The sequence below is a fragment of the Vibrio breoganii genome (assembly GCF_001677275.1).
GTDB lineage: Bacteria > Pseudomonadota > Gammaproteobacteria > Enterobacterales > Vibrionaceae > Vibrio > Vibrio breoganii.
On sequence record NZ_CP016178.1, the window covers coordinates 165,238 to 181,788 of the forward strand.

Consider the following 16,551-nt stretch of genomic DNA (forward strand, 5'->3'; position numbering starts at 1 on the left):
CTTTCGCTCAAACATAGCACCCGTTCACCCTCCGCTTATAGTGGCACTAGTGTTGCGCAAAGTGGCCTGCTTTACATTAAATGCCAGTTTCCTAACTTTCTGTAATTCATGAAGTTTTAACCATATAAGCAGTGACATTACTTAGTCTCCACTCTAGTCTAAAGAGAGACCAATATCTGTCCTCGAATGAAAGGGTACGCCATGCTAAGGAAAGCACTGTTCGCGTTGTTGTGTGTCAGTCCAATGAGCTTGAAAAGCAGTCTAATTAGTCGATTCGTTTTACTCTGCATCCTAACGTACCCTATGGCCGTTTTTAGTGATGACAGTGTAGTAAAGCATGTAGAAAAATCGGTGTTGGAGACAGATGCTATACCTAGCGGTAATACAGTTTGGCTATACACTAGCAAGGACGCTGAGCGAAAAGAAACCTTATATCGCGCCCGCTTTGTTACCCAGATGAGCACCACTTGCTTGTCCAAAATTGATTTTTCTTCGCCACAGGTTCTTGATCAAATAAACCGCAAAACGAAATTTATCGAAGAAGATGGGCAACTCAGAGGAGAGCGCCCTGCAGGACTGTTAACCATCACCTTTGATACTGATATTGAAGAGTCCGATTCTTTGACACAAACACCGGCTTATTTCTCTGTTAAACAGCGTCTATACAACTACAATATGTTCGTTGAAGAGGCGAGGTTTAGTTTTGTGCTTTCGCCAACCACAGCAAGCAGTATGCTGGTGGATGTTAGTGCAAGCAATCGAGTGAGTAGTGGCATTCCTGGATGGGTCAACAACATGTTTCAGTCCAATGTAGAAGACAAGGTTCTGCATTTTCAGAGTGCCTTAATCAGGCTTTGCTCAAAATAGGGAAGATAACATTGTGGGTGCAGAATCTTATTGGTTGATTGCTCTTGCTATGGCTGGGCTGAGTGTGTGGAAAACCTATACTGGCCCTGCATTGGCCGGCTTTCTCTCGTTAAGCTATCCAGAGATGTTCATGTTTAATGTGCTTCCTGCAATGGTTGCTGGTGGGTTTGGTTGGTACTTCGGTACGGTATTGCATCTTCCTTTGCCCTTTCGCAAACAGGTTCGTTTTCGCCCAAAACTTCGTAAGTTCCTCAGGGCATGGAATAACTACGGGCAAGTCAGTATGGCTTTGTTAGCCCCCATTCTCATTGGTATTCCACTATTTACTTTGGTTTCCCGCAAGTTAAAACAGCGCTTCGCAACGACTTTCCTACTGCTTTTTCTTTCGATATTACTGTGTAGCGGTATTAGCTATTTTGGATTTCTGCTGTTTAATTGGCAAGAATATATCGCAATAGATACTTTGCTCCCTAATAGTGTAACCACCCATTAGCTTAGTGAGCTAACCATTTGTTTTCATTAATTATTTGTTGCAAATTATAGTGATTATCGTTCAGGGAGTTGATAAGGATTAACTTTATTAGAGGCTTGCTACCGTAACCTGATTTGAGTGTTAATTAATCAAGGAACGAAAGCAGTATGAAATTTAAGTCGATTGTCGCACTCTCATGTTTGGCGTCTTTTGGGGTTATGGCAGATCATGAGCACACCATTATCGATGGGCTAGACTTCGGTCCTTTAGCTCAACTAGTGGGCACTTGGAAATCGGTTGAAAGTGGTGGGGTAGATATCTCTCCTGCGCAAACTGGTACTCCACAAGGTGAAGGGGCTCCTGCTATTACGCCTTTTTATGAAGTGATGACCTTTGAAGTTGCGGCAGATGCGGTGAATGCCAGTGAGCAAACCTTGGTTGCTTTGTACTACAAGCAAGAAGTCTTTAGAAAGGCTGACGATTCAAAATTCCATGACCAACGTGGCTACTTTATTTACGATAAGGACAACCAAATCGTATACAACTCTTTCTGTGTGCCAAGAACGACCTGCGTAACGGCAGAGGGTGTAGCTGGCAATGAAATGACGCTTAAGGTCTCTGATCGTGGCATCGCTGAATCAAACTATATGTTGAACAATGCCTCTACCACGGACTTCTCTATGAACATTAAGGTCGATGGCGATACTTTGACGTACTCGCAAACAACGGCTCTTGATATCTACAATAAGTCATTTGCTCATACAGATTCATCGGTACTAGAGAGAGTGAAGTAGTCATCGATTTGTCTTAGTGTGTTCAAGGGCAGTAGCGTTGCTGCCCTTGTTGTTACTTAATTTGGATAGCGCTGCTTAATAGACGTCAAATTCAAAACTAGGTTGCCGATAAACAGAACTACAATCGATGCGATTAGAATCTGGGTGGGTTCGAAAGGTAGCTTGGCGGTAATTGCCGGTGTTGCGCCTGCCACAAAGGCTGAGATGCACCCCACCATTGAACTGGCCGTCCCGGCTTTTTTCGACACCAGAGAGAAGGCATACACAAAGGTGTGGATATAGATGATCGAGGCGGTAAAGAAGCAGACTGCAGGAAAGGCAATAAACATCCAACTCTTTGCACCTAAGATGAGATAGCAAATCCCAAGCGCTACTCCACTGCCAATTCCTAGGGCATAAATCCGCATCAACCAGCGTTTATTCCATCGTTCTTTTGCCAACAACCATCGGTAGAACAACTGACCGCCAAGCCAAAAAAGGCCCATAAGTAAGCTCACCTGACCGTAGAAATCTGCGGACTTGTTAAAGCCTTCTTGAAAGATATAAGTAGCAAAGACATTGAAGGATGAGATGATGGCATACACCATACCTGCCGCTATGGTCAGCCTGATAAATTGATCTTTGGTCAACACATATGAGTAGCTGTCGATAAGGGTGCTGAGGTTAAAGCTAATGCGTTTCTTGATAGTTTCTGTGAGCACGATGGTGACAAAAATTGAGATAATACCGCTCATAGCCGCCAAGAAATAAAAGACTGACTGCCAGCCAAACCATGACTGCAGGTGCCCTCCTATAAAAGGCGCAACAATAGGCCCCATAGCCCAGACTAAGCCAAGTGTTGCAAAGTGTTTGCTTAGTTCTTCTCCTTCAAATACATCAGCAAACACTGCTCGCCCTATAACGCCAAAAAACCCCGCACAGAACCCTTGTATGACCCTAAGAATAATAATTTCATTCAGGCTAGAAGCATGCGCACATAAAAACAGCGAGACACTAAATAAAATGGCACTAACAGAGCAAAGCCACTTTCGACCAAGCACGTCAGAGATATAACCAGACAGTATTTGAGTGACCGCATAGGCCATCAAATATGAAGAGACGATTAGGCTACCGGAATGGGCACTCTCGCCAAAGTACTGAGTAATCGCAGGCAGCGAAGGCACCATGATATCCACTGCAAACCCGAGAGTGAGGGTGAGTGCAAAGACGGAATAAAAACACGTTTTTTGCAGAGCATTCATTAACTTGGCAACTCTTGAGGGCGACTTTTCAGTATAGAAGAGATTGTTGAGAAATAAGGGCGGGTTGGACTGACTATAAAAAAGAGGTCCCGACACATTGCCGAGACCTCTTGTTCGCTGCCTTGAAACCTATTTGATGTTGATGTTTCTATCACGCTGGTCGTACATATCTGGCGTGGTGTGCACCCCACCTGCATAACCTGCTTTCTCAAGGGTTTCTCGCACGTCTTTCACATCCTCAGCGGTGACTACCACGTCTCTTGCTCCTAAGTGATAGCGTACGAAGGTAATCAGTTCCGCTAATTGCTGATCTGATAGCACGTCCTCAAAGCTTGCCATAGGCATGAAGTTCTTGTCTTCGACCAAATAGGTGGGCTCTAAGCCACGCACGGTAACCGCTATGGTATTGAATGGGTCACGGTGCATGATGATGCCGTTATCTAGCAGTGCCGGCGCTATTGGATCTCGCCCTTTACCGTCTTCGCCGTGGCAAGCACCACAGGTTTGTTGATAAATAGGATAGATGTCAGAGTTGTAGGCACTGTCATCAAACCCTTTAGGCTTTAACACAACTGCATCAGGGCTAATGAAGTTATCCGTATCCCCTTTTATGAGGTAGTAAGACATAGATTCCACGTCTTCTCGGGTCATCAGACTGAGGCTGTTTTTCACTACATCCGCCATTCCGGCAAAGGCCGTACCTTTCGCTGAATGTCCGGTATGTAGAAAATCAGTCAATACCTCGACATCCCAACCGTCGGTGTATAGCTCATTAGAGGTAATATCCGGAGCATTCCACCCATCGATGAGGTTACCTTGGAATATACGGTCAGCAATGATGGCCTGAGCAATGTTTCGCGGAGAATGGCATTCTGAACAGTGTCCAAGGCCTGCGACCCAATACTTACCCTTCTGCCATTTTTCCACATCGTCCACGCTTTCTTTGATTTCTGCTGGGACTTCATAGGAGAGTGGATTGGTATCCATAAACACAATGTTCCAGCTAAGCAGTCCCAGTCGAATATTCGAAGGGAAGATCATGCTGTTGTCATCGTTACGCCTTGGCACTGCAGTGATCGATTGTAGGTATTCCCACATGTCGAGCATGTCCTGGTCTGTGACGTATTGATACGAGGTGTAGGGCATAGCAGGGTAGAGATAGCCATGACGACCTTTACCATCAACCAGAGCCGCCTTGAAGTCTTCAAAGTCGTACTCTCCTATACCCTCGCTTGCATGAGGCGTGATATTGGTAGAGTAGACGGTACCAAAAGGGGTCACGAAGGGTAGGCCACCGGCAAAGGGTTCACCACCCTCAGCACTATGACAAGCTACACAGTCACCCGCGTGAGCCAGATATTCACCACGTTCAATAGCATCAGCGTCCAAGTTTGCGATCTTCGCATCCCAATCTAAACGCGACTTGGTCATCATGGCGCCGATCGCTAGGATTTGGTTACGCGACAATTGCCCCTCAAAGGCTGGCATGACGTTATTGAGACCAAAACGAATGGTATGTTGGATCTCTTCGATACTTCCGCCATGAAGCCAAGTGTCATCAGATAGGATGGGTACGCCCAGCTCTTGATTGCTGATTGATCCATCGCCATGACAGGCAGAGCAGTATTGAGTGAAGAGCTGTTTACCCAGCTCGACTTTAACCGCTGGCACATTGGAATGGCGCTGATTTAGAGAGGCCAAGTAGTACGAGAGCTTGGCAATCTCGTCTTCGTTGAGAACCTCGTTATAGCCCGCCATCGCACCATTGCGACCTTTCTCAATGGAGTGAATGATGGCCTCGTCGCTTCCGCCGTACATCCAGTCGTTATCGATAAGGTTAGGGAAGTGCTTTTGACCTTGAGCATTGTCCCTGTGACAAGCCGCGCAATGGGTTTGAAACAGCATTCGTCCTGAGGTGGTAATGGCCTCGTTTTGAGCAAGGCTTATTAATGAGGTGTCGGTGACCGTGGCGAATTGCTCGTCTAATGTTGTGCTAGGCGCGCTTAGCTTGTCGTCACTTTGCTCCCAGTCTACCAAACCTTGCCAATTGCCAAGCCCTGGGTAAAGAACCAGATAACCAACGGAAACAGAAAAGGCGATAAAGTAGCTGATAAACAGTAGTTTAGGTGGCGGTGCATCATTTTCATCGATGCCATCAAAGGTCGCTAGAGACTTGTTTGCATCTGCTTCGTGGTTTTTGCGCCAATATTTGACGACAATCCCCACCATTAACACAAAGAAAACGACTGTGCAGATAACGGCCCATAAATTCCAGAAATTACTCATTGAGTTACTCCTTCTGCCGTATCAACCCCTAGGCTTTGAAGGTAACGTATTAATACCTCGCCCTTGGTTTTTCCGCGCACCTGTAGGCGAGCATTTGCGATATCATCTTCACTGTATGGCACACCTAATGTACGTAGGGTGAGCATTTTGTCAGTGATGTCATCGCCCGAGAGTTTTTGTTCAAACAGCCACGGATATGACGGCATGATAGAGGTAGGTATCACATCTCTTGGATTAACTAGATGCAGTACGTGCCACTGATCCGAGTATTTTCTTCCTAAGTTAGTGAGATCTGGACCAGTACGCTTGGAACCCCAAAGGTTTGGAAATTCGTAGATATCATCCGGCTCTTGGTTGGCCCTGCCGTTGCGTTTAACCTCAGGCTCTAAAGGGCGTACCATTTGTGTATGACACACATGACAGCCTTCACTGATATAGATATCCCTGCCAGCAACTTCTACGGCAGTGAGTGGTTTTGCCATGCTATTGGCTGCCAGCTCTGGTCCTCGGACAATATTTGGCACAATCAGCACCAATATTGAGAAGGACGCGACAACTATGGTCGCAATGATGAGAATAACGACCGATTGAGTGAAGTCTTTACTCATTATGCCGCCTCCCTTTTAAGCACTAGCTTGGGCATTTTGACTGTCTTATACAGGTTGTACACCATCAGTAGCAGGCCAAGTACAAACAGTGCCCCACCAAAGAATCGTAAGAATAACCAAGGCGCTTTGAAGTCCATGGCTTCAACGAAGCTGTAAACCAGTTCGCCATTTTCACTTTGTGCGAGCCACATATAGCCTTCACCGATACCTGCCACCCATAGTGCGATGGCATAAATAGCGACACCGGCATGTGCCAGCCAAAAGTGCCACTTAATCAGTCGTGTAGAGTACAGTTTATCTTTGCCCCACAACTTCGGAATGAAGTAGTAGAAAACCGCAATACCGGACATTCCCACCCAACCAAGTGCACCAGAGTGTACGTGACCGATAATCCACTCAGTGTTGTGTGCAAGCATGTTGAACCAACGAATCGCCAGCAATGGGCCTTCAAATGTGGCTAAGCAGTAGTAAAGAATGGCCGAAAAGAAGAACAGCATAATGTAGTCATTTTTCAGCTTCTCTTTGTTTTGCAGCAGTGTCATAGCACTGTTGAATGCACCACCCCAAGAGGGTAGCCAAAGGATCAGCGACATCACGATGCCGATGTTTTGCACCCATATTGGGACAGAAGAGTAGATAAGGTGGTGAGTCCCTGCCCAGGTATAGAAGCCAACCAGTCCCCAAAAGTGAATGACAGAAAGACGGTAAGAATAGATAGGTCGCTCGGCTACTTTTGGGATGAAGTAGTAGTTCATGCCTATGACACCAGCAGTCAGCAGGAAGCCCACCGCATTATGACCCCACCACCACTGAACTATGGCATCTTGAGCGCCCGCAAAGACAGAATAAGACTTCATCATTGAAGCAGGGAGCGCTAAATTATTGACCACAAAAATCAGGGCGATAACAATAATAAACGCGGCAAAGAACCAGTTGGCCACGAAGATGTGATTGACCTTTCGTTTCGCTAACGTGCCAAAGAAGAGGATGGCGTAGAGGACCCAAACCAATACGATAAGTAGGTCAATTGGCCACTCTAATTCGGCATACTCTTTTGATGTGGTGTAACCCAGAGGCAGCGATAAAAGCGCGAGCAACAACACCAATTGCCATCCCCAAAACACCATCCATGCGAGGCTTTTATTGAATAAGCCACATTGTCCGGTGCGCTGGGCGATATATAAAGATGCACCCATTAATACGTTGACGACAAAGCCGTAAATAACGCCGGAGGTGTGCAGTGGACGCAGTCGACCAAATTGGAAGTATTCCGAATCAAAATTAAGGATGGGCCAATACAGTTGAGCGGCGAGTACTACGCCGATAAACATGCCTACTACTGACCAAATTACGGACGCCACAACGAAGTATTTGACGACCTTGGTGCTGTACACCGTGGTTTCGTTTTCCATCAGAGAGTCCTTTACTGCTGAGTGTCTTGACCAAGTTGGGAGAAGTAGTAAGAGATATCTTCAATATCTTGATCGGTGAGGGAATCTGCTTGTTGCTGCATTAAAATGGCGAGTCCACTGGTTCTTTCTCGCGCTTTGTAATCTTTCAATGAGGAAATGAGGTATCCCATTTTCTGGCCGCGAAGGTTCGGGTAGGGATCAAGGGTGGAAATGCCATCTTCGCCATGACAGGTCATGCAGACTTTGGCTTTGGCTTTGCCCACTTCAAACTGTGCATCTTCTTGTGCATAAGCGGTTGCGCTTAAACCTAGTATTGCTAGTAACAGCACTTTCATCGGTGTAAATCCTTTTCCGATCCTCTTTTCGAACGAAAGAGAGGTGTTGACAGATGTAGCCCAAAGTATAGTTAACCATTTGAATAAGGCGTTGCTTTGGTTACTTTTTTGTACGCACCTGAATAGGAAAAGGTTTAGTTAATCAAGGCCAAGCACCCTATAAGTAAGAATTTTAGGGTGCTTGGCGATGACTACAATGTTTATGCCGGAGTTAAGCTTTGGGGGTCGTTTGCCAGAGTTTGCATGATATCTGAAGCGTTTCCTTGCTCATCTGTTTGCAGGTACAACTCAATGAGCCTTGTCACCTCCCAATCAGCAAAGCGCTCTTGCACTGACAGTAGTTGGGTCGGTTTGTCATTGTCCAAAATTAACCACTGGGCTTGGCCTTGATGGGATTCGGAGCTGATCAGGCGTTGGTCATCTACTTGCAAATAGCCTTTCAACTTAGCTGCAAGCTCACTCATGGGTAGGACTGATTCAATTCGATATAAATAGCCACCTTGAACCTTTTGTCGTGCCCAGTAATCCATGTCATTCAAATCCAGAGTATCTTTGGAAATGAACACAGCGCAGCTGACACTAGCAAATGAAGAGATCGCGACGGCGGAATGCTTGAATTCAGGTTGCCCAGACAATTCATCGGTGGTGTTGGCAATCAGTGCGCAAGGTTTACTGTTTTTAGAGGTGGTCTCGTTCCAGTGTATCGGCATAAACAGCTGTGATGGGGAAACCTCAGAAGTCACCTTAGCTCGCACTAACGCCTCTCCTTGGAGGTTAGACACCTTAGCCAACTGACCGTCCAATATCTGGTATCTTGACGCCGTATCAGGATGCACCTGTACAAAGGGTTCAGTGGTGTGTTCTGCCAATTTAGGGGACAAGCCTGTTCTGGACATGGTGTGCCAATGATCTCTAACCCGACCGCTGTTTAGGATCAATGGGTGTTTGGCATCTGTTTTGGCTAATGGAGCCTGGTAGTTAACCGCAACAAATCGAGCTCGCTTATTAGGGGTATAAAATTGACCATCGCTGAACAGCCTCTGATTGACCACTTGGTGTTGAAGCTCTGTCACTGGCCATTGCTGAGGTTTAAGCTGGCTATAGCCCTTGTCGTCTAGCTGGGTTAAACCAATCAAATTAAGGTCTCGCTCAAAGTTATCATTTCCAAGAGTCGTCAGCTTGGCGTACTCAGAAAATATCTCGCCCTCATGTATGTAGTCAAAGGCCTCTTTAAACCCCATTCTATGAGCAACCTGACTGATGATCCACCAATCGGGCTTTGCCTCTCCGGGGCTAGGTAGAATACGTCGCTGCCTTGAAATTCGGCGTTCGGAATTCGTCACAGTACCAGATTTCTCACTCCACCCTTGAGCAGGCAAAACTACATCAGCCAAGCGACTGGTTTCGGTATCGGCAATACAATCTGACACGACCACTAAGGGGCATTTTTCCAGCGCAGATCGTATCTTGTCGGAATTAGGCAGGCTGACCATAGGGTTAGTGGCCATGATCCACACCGCCTTTATTTTCCCGGAGTCTATGGCATCAAACATGTCGATGGCTTTCAGGCCAGGCTGTGTGGCTAGGGTGTCCGTCTGCCAGTAATCACTGACGAGTTGCAGGTGCTCTGGGTTATCAAACTCCATATGTGCGGTAAGCGTATTGGCTAATGCGCCAATTTCTCGTCCGCCCATAGCGTTGGGCTGTCCAGTGACAGAGAATGGTCCGCAGCCGGCTTTACCTATTTTACCTGTGGCAAGGTGACAGTTAAGGATGGCGTTCACTTTATCAGAGCCGCTACTGGACTGATTCACTCCTTGAGAGTAGATAGTGATTACCTTGTCTGTGTTGGCAAATTCGCTGTAAAACTGAATTAATTGTTGCTCGGTAAGTCCTGTGACCTGTTCTATATTTTGCTCTGAAAGTGCAGAGTGAATTGTCTCTTCAAAATGATCGGTATGTGATGAGATAAACTCGTGATCCAGAGAGTCCTGCTGGATAAGATGCGCAAGTAAACCATTAAACAAAGCCACATCTGAACCCGATTCTATAGGCAGATGGGTATCGGCAAGCTCACAGGTATCGGTCTTTCTTGGGTCAACCACGACTATCTTTAGCGAAGGGTTTTCTTGCTTAGCTGTACGAAGTCGTTGAAATAAAACAGGATGGCACCAAGCTAGGTTTGACCCCACAATCACCACCATTTCTGCTTGCTCGAGATCTTCATAGCAAACGGGAACCGTGTCGCTACCAAAGGCTCGCTTGTGCCCGACAACAGAAGAAGCCATGCAAAGGCGAGAATTACTATCGATATTAGCCGTCCCCATAAAGCCCTTGATGAGCTTGTTGGCAACATAGTAATCCTCGGTTAACAGTTGTCCTGAAACATAGAATGCCACGGAGTCTGGGCCATGTTCTTGGATAGTTTGTGCAAACCGCTCTGCGACCATTGTAGTGGCATCTTCCCACGACAATGCTTTATCACCATGGTCAGTTTTTTGGGTTGGAGATAACAGGCGACCATCATGAATAACCGTTTCTCCTAGCGCTATCCCTTTGGTGCACAACTTGCCATAGTTTGAGGGATGTTCCTTATCTCCGCGTATCTCCAACTCGCCGGAATGCTTCGGTCTGGCTTCGATTCCGCAACCAACACCGCAGTATGCACAAGTGGTTTTGATCCATCCTTCATTATGTTCAGTCATGGGCGTTCCCTTTCATGTCTTAAGCTCTAATCTCTATTACCCTGCAAAAATCAAACCAAAGCCTCAAAAAAAACACTATTCAAAAATATATGTTGTAAAACAATATCTTAAAATTACATGTACCCCTAAAGTGGTATGCATTAATTGCTTGAATATGCTCTTTATGATTGTTTCTGCACCATTTTGATCAATTTTGCACCGCGAATGGACATAAATTGTGAGTTTATGTTTTTCTGTGTGAATTTTGCACAGTGATTTTGTAGAGTAATTGCATGTTAAGTGATTGTTATTAAAGGTTAATGAATTTTAATTTTGTCTTAGATCAAATTATTGGCCTCCAATTTGCAGGAGTTGGCACAGAGGCGAATAAAAATTTGGTAGTGATGGTGAGAAGTCATGACGTACCAGATCTAGGAGTGAAGTAATGGGAATACAAAGTAAATATCTAGGTCGAGTAACCTTAGTGGGAGCAGGTCCAGGTGACCCTGACTTGCTAACGGTCAAAGCGAGCAGAACCATACAACAAGCTCGATTCATCATGTACGACAACTTAGTGAGTCATGAAATCAGAGCCCTGTTCCCAGAGGGAGCAGAGAAGGTATTTGTCGGTAAATCCAAAGGCATGCACTGCGCAACGCAAGATCAGATCAACACCTTACTACTCAATGCAGCGCTAGAAGGTAAAGATGTTTGTCGTGTGAAAGGCGGAGACTCTTTTGTGTTTGGGCGTGGCGGCGAAGAGATGCTGATGCTGGCAAAACAGGGTGTAGAAGTGGATGTCATACCGGGCATTACGGCGGCTTCAGGTTGCACTAGCTATGCAGATATTCCTCTTACTCACCGAGGTTTGGCGCAAGGCTGCACCTTTGTCACGGCTCACGCTGACAAAGAACTCGATATCAACTGGGATGCATTGGCTCAGCTGAAGCAAACCTTAGTCTTCTATATGGGGCTGAGCAAAACGGATATGTTGATGGAGAAATTGACCAAGGGTGGATTATCAGAAAACACCCCGGTTGCCTTCATTGAGAATGGTTGTACCCCTAAACAGCGCGTACTTATCGGCAAACTTCATCAGCTCACTTCCCTTAAACAACAGCATCAAATTCAGTCACCAGCATTGATTGTGGTGGGCGAGGTTGTGTCCGTTGCTGAGCAAATGGATTGGCTTGGTCAACTGTCTGGCAGGCAGCTACGCAAAGTAGAGCATGAGCAAACACTGCAGATGACGGCATAGTCGCAAAGGTATTTGGAAGAGTACGCACAAGAATTTAGTAACAAAATTCGGGTTTCAAGGAATGGATATTATGAAAAAGCAAAGAGTGATAGTGGTCGGTAACGGCATGGTAGGCCACAAATACATAGAAACACTATTGCAGCAGAAAAGGGATGACATAGAGATCATTACATTTTCTGAGGAGCCACATCTTGCCTACGACCGTGTTCATCTTACCTCTTATTTTACTGGAGGCGCTAAGGAGTTGGCTTTAGCGGATGAGGGTTATTACACCGACAATGGCGTCAAGTTTGTGGTCAGCGATAAAGTGGTCAAGCTTGATACTGATGCTAAGCAAGTGATCACCGAAAGCGGCCGTATCGAACAATACGATTCCTTAGTACTGGCTACGGGCTCTTTCCCTTTTGTCCCTCCAATCCCTGGTAATGACGGTGACCATTGTCATGTATATCGAACCCTTGAAGACCTAGATGGAATTGAGGAATCAAGCAAGCTAAGCCAAAGCGGTGTGGTTGTGGGCGGTGGCCTTTTAGGTCTTGAGGCAGCCAATGCTATCCAAGAACTTGGCTTAGAAACCCACGTAGTTGAGTTTGCGCCACGCTTGATGGCAGTGCAGCTTGATGACGGTGGTGGTGCCTTGCTTCGCCGAAAAATAGAATCGCTCGGTGTTTCGGTTCATACGCAAAAAGCGACCAGTGAAATCGTCGCCGGTGAGAATGCGCGCTATCGAATGAATTTTGCTGATGGCTCTCATTTAGAGACCGATATGATTGTGTTCTCTGCAGGTATTCGTCCTCAGGATGAACTGGCTCGTGAAGCGAATATAGAGATAGGTGAGCGTGGCGGGATAGTGGTTAACGATTACTGCCAAACGAACCTTCCCGATGTCTACGCAGTAGGTGAATGTGCCCTTTGGCAAAATCGCATCTTTGGCTTGGTTGCACCGGGCTATCAGATGGCTAAGGTTGCTGCCACTCATTTGCTAGAAGGTGAGTCAGAGGCTGCATCATTTACTGGCGCTGATATGAGCACCAAGTTAAAGCTACTCGGCGTTGATGTTGCGAGTATTGGTGAGGTGCACGGTCAAACACCAGGCGCTCAGTCTTATACCTTCAGTGACGAGATTGACCAAGTCTATAAGCGTCTTATTGTCTCAGAGGATGGCAGTAAGATCATTGGCGCTGTGCTGGTGGGCGATGCTGAAGCCTACGGCACATTGCTACAAATGAAGCAAAATGATATGCCTCTGCCGTCGAATCCATCTGTGCTTATTTTGCCAAATGTAGCGGGTGAAGAGTCAGCAGGTATGGGTATTGATGCCTTGCCGGACAGTGCGGTTATCTGTTCATGCTTTGATGTGACTAAAGGTGATATCAAGCAAGCGGTTCAGGCGGGCTGTAGCACTATGTCGGCCCTTAAAGAAACGACCAATGCCTCGACCGGTTGTGGAGGGTGTAGCGCACTGGCAAAACAGGTGTTGGACAGTGAACTATTAAGCCTAGGTGTAGAGGTCAACAATGACCTGTGTGAGCACTTTGCCTACTCTCGCCAAGAGCTCAGCGACATCGTTCGTGTCAATCAAATCAAAACCTTCGATGAACTGCTAGAGCAATACGGTAGTGGTCACGGCTGTGAGGTGTGTAAGCCTACGGTTGGCTCAATCTTGGCGTCATTTTGGAATGACTACATTCTGAAAAATGAGCATATGGAGCTGCAAGATACCAACGACATCTATCTAGGCAATATGCAAAAAGACGGCACCTACTCTGTTGTGCCGCGTATTGCAGGCGGTGAAATTACACCAGACAAGCTGATTGTGCTTGGGCAGGTGGCGAAAGAATTTGATCTCTATACCAAGATCACTGGCGGACAGCGCGTGGACTTGTTTGGTGCAGAGCTAAACGACCTTCCTATCATCTGGAAAAAGCTAGTAGATGCAGGCTTTGAAACTGGACACGCCTACGGCAAATCAGTGCGCACAGTGAAGTCTTGTGTCGGTAGCACTTGGTGCCGATATGGGGTAGGTGACAGCGTTCGCTTAGCTATCGATATCGAAAATCGTTACAAGGGTTTGCGTTCCCCGCACAAGTTGAAGTTCGCGGTATCGGGCTGTACTCGAGAGTGTGCTGAGGCGCAGTCTAAAGATGTCGGCATCATCGCTACTGAAAACGGCTGGAACCTGTATGTGTGTGGCAACGGCGGTATGCGCCCTCGACATGCTGATTTGCTTGCTACTGACCTAGATGAAGCAACCTTAATTCAATATATCGACCGAATGCTGATGTTCTATATCCGCACTGCAGAGCGCTTGCAGCGCACCTCTGTGTGGTTAGAAAACCTTGAAGGTGGCATTGAGTATCTAAAACAAGTTGTGGTTGAAGACAAGTTAAGCCTAGGGGCAGAGCTTGAGAAGGATATGGCGACCACTATTGGACAATATCAATGTGAATGGAAAACTACCCTTGAATCCCCTGAAAAGCTCAAGCGTTTCAGTCACTTCATTAATACGGACCAACGTGACAATACGCTCAGCTTCGTTTCAGAGCGTGAGCAAAGGTTTCCAAAGAACATTACAGAACAATCAATAGACGTGGTGGAGATCGATTGAGCACCTGAACGCTCGATTAATCCCAAAACCACGCATAACCAGAAATCATTTTCGACCTAGGAGAAAGACTATGAATCACTGGCAGACCATTTGCGATGTAACGGACATCGCGCCAAATGTTGGAGTTTGCGCCCTGATCAACGGACGACAAGTCGCAATATTCAACTATCAGCGAGCTGGCGCGCTATACGCTATCTCAAATTATGACCCGATTGGTAAAGCTCAAGTACTGTCACGAGGAATTGTGGGTTGTATGGACGGAGAGCCTTGTGTGGCATCACCGCTTTACAAACAGCACTTCAGTCTTAAAACAGGACAGTGTATTGAAGACCCAGAGATAAGTGTAAAAGCTTACCCGGTTCGACTACTCAACGGTTCGGTGCAGATTCAAGTATCGGAAGCGGTTGCAGCCTAACATTTTTAACTGCCCGGGCAGCGAATTGTCGCTCGAGTGAAGGAATACAAAAAAAGGAATTATATTATGGATAACAGTAAGTTCTCTCTGTTTTCATTTACCGGCAAGATGAAGATTCTACATCTTAGTTGGATGGCTTTTTTCATCACCTTTGTGGTGTGGTTTAACTTTGCACCACTTCTACAAATGGTAAAAGAAACCCTCGGATTGAGTACTCAAGAAGTAAAAATGCTCTTGATCCTCAACGTGGCTTTGACCATTCCGGCGCGTGTCGTCATAGGTATGTTTACCGATAAATTCGGCCCGCGTAAGGTTTATTCAGCACTGCTTGCAGTTTGTTCTATCCCTTGTTTCATGTTTGCTTTTGCCGATAACTTTGTGCAGGCGGCTATCGCTCGCTTCTTGCTCGGCTTCATCGGTGCAGGCTTTGTAATCGGTATTCGCCTTGTATCGGAGTGGTTCCCACACGATGAACTGGGTACCGCTGAAGGCATCTACGGTGGTTGGGGTAACTTCGGTTCAGCAGCTGCCGCGTTCTCTCTACCGACTCTAGCACTATTGTTCGGCGGCGATGAGGGCTGGCGTTACGCTGTTGCAGTTACTGGTTTAATGAGCTTGGTGTTCTCTGTCATCTTTTATCGCTCCGTTTCTGATACACCTAAAGGCTCTACCTACTTTAAACCAAAGCATCTAACAGCGATGGAAGTAACCTCGAAAGGCGACTTCTTCTTACTGCTAATCATGAAGATTCCTATGTACGCGGTACTTGCTTTGCTTACTTGGAAGATGTCTTCAAGTGGTATCAGCATGCTGTCAGATACTGTGGTTACTTCCATCTATGCAGGCCTGTTTGCATTGTATCTAGTTGAATTAAGCCAGGTATGGAAGGTAAACAAGAAGGTGTTTAAAGAGCCTGTACCTGAGATGCACCAGTACAAGTTCAAACAAGTAGCAGTGCTTAATGTGTTGTACTTTGCGACCTTTGGTTCTGAGTTGGCTGTAGTGTCTATGCTGCCGCTATTCTTTGCTGAGACCTTTGAGTTAACCCCTGTGCTAGCGGGTATGGTGGCTTCGGCTTATGCCTTTATGAACTTGATGTCACGCCCTGGTGGTGGTTGGATTTCTGATAAGTTTGGTCGCAAACCTACGCTACTTATCCTAACTGCTGGTCTTGCTGTGGGTTACTTCCTAATGGGTCAAGTGGGCAGTCAATGGCCAGTATGGCTGGCAGTAGCGGCAGCTATGTTGTGTTCATTCTTCGTGCAAGCGGGTGAAGGGGCTGTATTTGCAACAGTACCTTTGATTAAACGTCGCATGACAGGTCAGATTGCCGGTATGACGGGTGCATACGGTAACGTGGGCGCGGTAACTTATCTAACTATCCTATCGTTTGTTGATTACCAAACCTTCTTCTATGTGATTGCTGCAACCGCGGTACTTGGGTTTGTTACGCTAATCTTTATGGAAGAGCCAAGCGGTAAGATTGCTGAGGTGAACGAAGACGGCAGCGTTACCTTAATCAAGGTATCGAACTAGTATTGTATAGAACTTAAGCCCTGCTTTGCGGGGCT

The 16,551-nt window shown here is 46.4% G+C and carries 13 protein-coding genes; 7 read left to right on the plus strand and 6 right to left on the minus strand.

Features of this window, described 5'->3' with window-relative positions:
- Positions 1-201 precede the first annotated feature (201 nt).
- The 3 genes from A6E01_RS13775 (at position 202) to A6E01_RS13785 (ending at position 2,133) form a co-directional block, all read left to right on the plus strand.
- Positions 202-867: a hypothetical protein gene (locus A6E01_RS13775; RefSeq protein WP_237334539.1), complete on the plus strand. Its 666-nt coding sequence runs from the start codon at positions 202-204 to the stop codon at positions 865-867.
- A 13-nt stretch (positions 868-880) separates the two neighbouring features.
- Positions 881-1,360: a hypothetical protein gene (locus A6E01_RS13780; RefSeq protein WP_065210467.1), complete on the plus strand. Its 480-nt coding sequence runs from the start codon at positions 881-883 to the stop codon at positions 1,358-1,360.
- Positions 1,361-1,506: 146 nt separating this feature from the next.
- Positions 1,507-2,133, plus strand: coding sequence for a heme-binding beta-barrel domain-containing protein (locus tag A6E01_RS13785; protein WP_065210468.1), 627 nt, complete (start codon positions 1,507-1,509; stop codon positions 2,131-2,133).
- A gap of 56 nt (positions 2,134-2,189) precedes the next feature.
- Here A6E01_RS13785 and A6E01_RS13790 read toward each other — a convergent pair whose 3' ends face one another.
- The 6 genes from A6E01_RS13790 to A6E01_RS13815 all read right to left on the minus strand — a co-directional run bounded on the left by A6E01_RS13790 (position 2,190) and on the right by A6E01_RS13815 (position 10,720).
- Positions 2,190-3,374 carry an MFS transporter gene (locus tag A6E01_RS13790; protein WP_065210469.1) on the minus strand — a complete coding sequence of 395 codons (1,185 nt, stop codon included), beginning with the start codon at positions 3,372-3,374 and terminating at the stop codon, positions 2,190-2,192.
- Positions 3,375-3,503: 129 nt separating this feature from the next.
- Positions 3,504-5,660: a c-type cytochrome gene (locus A6E01_RS13795; protein WP_065210470.1), complete on the minus strand. Its 2,157-nt coding sequence runs from the start codon at positions 5,658-5,660 to the stop codon at positions 3,504-3,506.
- Positions 5,657-6,268 (minus strand): cbb3-type cytochrome c oxidase subunit II, encoded by a 612-nt coding sequence (locus tag A6E01_RS13800; RefSeq protein ID WP_065210471.1) that lies wholly within the window; start codon positions 6,266-6,268, stop codon positions 5,657-5,659. Before A6E01_RS13800 ends, A6E01_RS13795 begins: the two co-directional genes overlap by 4 nt.
- Positions 6,268-7,680, minus strand: coding sequence for a cytochrome-c oxidase, cbb3-type subunit I (gene ccoN, locus A6E01_RS13805; RefSeq protein WP_065210472.1), 1,413 nt, complete (start codon positions 7,678-7,680; stop codon positions 6,268-6,270). Before ccoN ends, A6E01_RS13800 begins: the two co-directional genes overlap by 1 nt.
- 11 nt (positions 7,681-7,691) lie before the next feature.
- On the minus strand, positions 7,692-8,015 hold the full coding sequence (locus A6E01_RS13810; protein WP_017028590.1) for a c-type cytochrome: 324 nt from the start codon (positions 8,013-8,015) through the stop codon (positions 7,692-7,694).
- Positions 8,016-8,215: 200 nt separating this feature from the next.
- A complete protein-coding gene (locus A6E01_RS13815; protein WP_065210473.1) occupies positions 8,216-10,720 on the minus strand; it encodes a molybdopterin oxidoreductase family protein in 2,505 nt (834 codons plus the stop codon).
- Between the two features lie 424 nt (positions 10,721-11,144).
- On the opposite strand from A6E01_RS13815, the gene cobA reads away from it, so the two are divergent.
- The 4 genes from cobA to A6E01_RS13835 all read left to right on the plus strand — a co-directional run bounded on the left by cobA (position 11,145) and on the right by A6E01_RS13835 (position 16,516).
- Positions 11,145-11,957 (plus strand): uroporphyrinogen-III C-methyltransferase, encoded by an 813-nt coding sequence (cobA, locus tag A6E01_RS13820; RefSeq protein WP_017028592.1) that lies wholly within the window; start codon positions 11,145-11,147, stop codon positions 11,955-11,957.
- Positions 11,958-12,027: 70 nt separating this feature from the next.
- Positions 12,028-14,565: a nitrite reductase large subunit NirB gene (gene nirB / locus A6E01_RS13825; protein ID WP_065210474.1), complete on the plus strand. Its 2,538-nt coding sequence runs from the start codon at positions 12,028-12,030 to the stop codon at positions 14,563-14,565.
- Between the two features lie 70 nt (positions 14,566-14,635).
- Positions 14,636-14,980: a nitrite reductase small subunit NirD gene (nirD, locus tag A6E01_RS13830; protein WP_017028594.1), complete on the plus strand. Its 345-nt coding sequence runs from the start codon at positions 14,636-14,638 to the stop codon at positions 14,978-14,980.
- Positions 14,981-15,046: 66 nt separating this feature from the next.
- The gene (locus A6E01_RS13835; protein WP_017028595.1) at positions 15,047-16,516 is read left to right on the plus strand and encodes a NarK family nitrate/nitrite MFS transporter; all 1,470 of its coding nucleotides are present in this window, start codon (positions 15,047-15,049) and stop codon (positions 16,514-16,516) included.
- Positions 16,517-16,551: the final 35 nt, after the last annotated feature.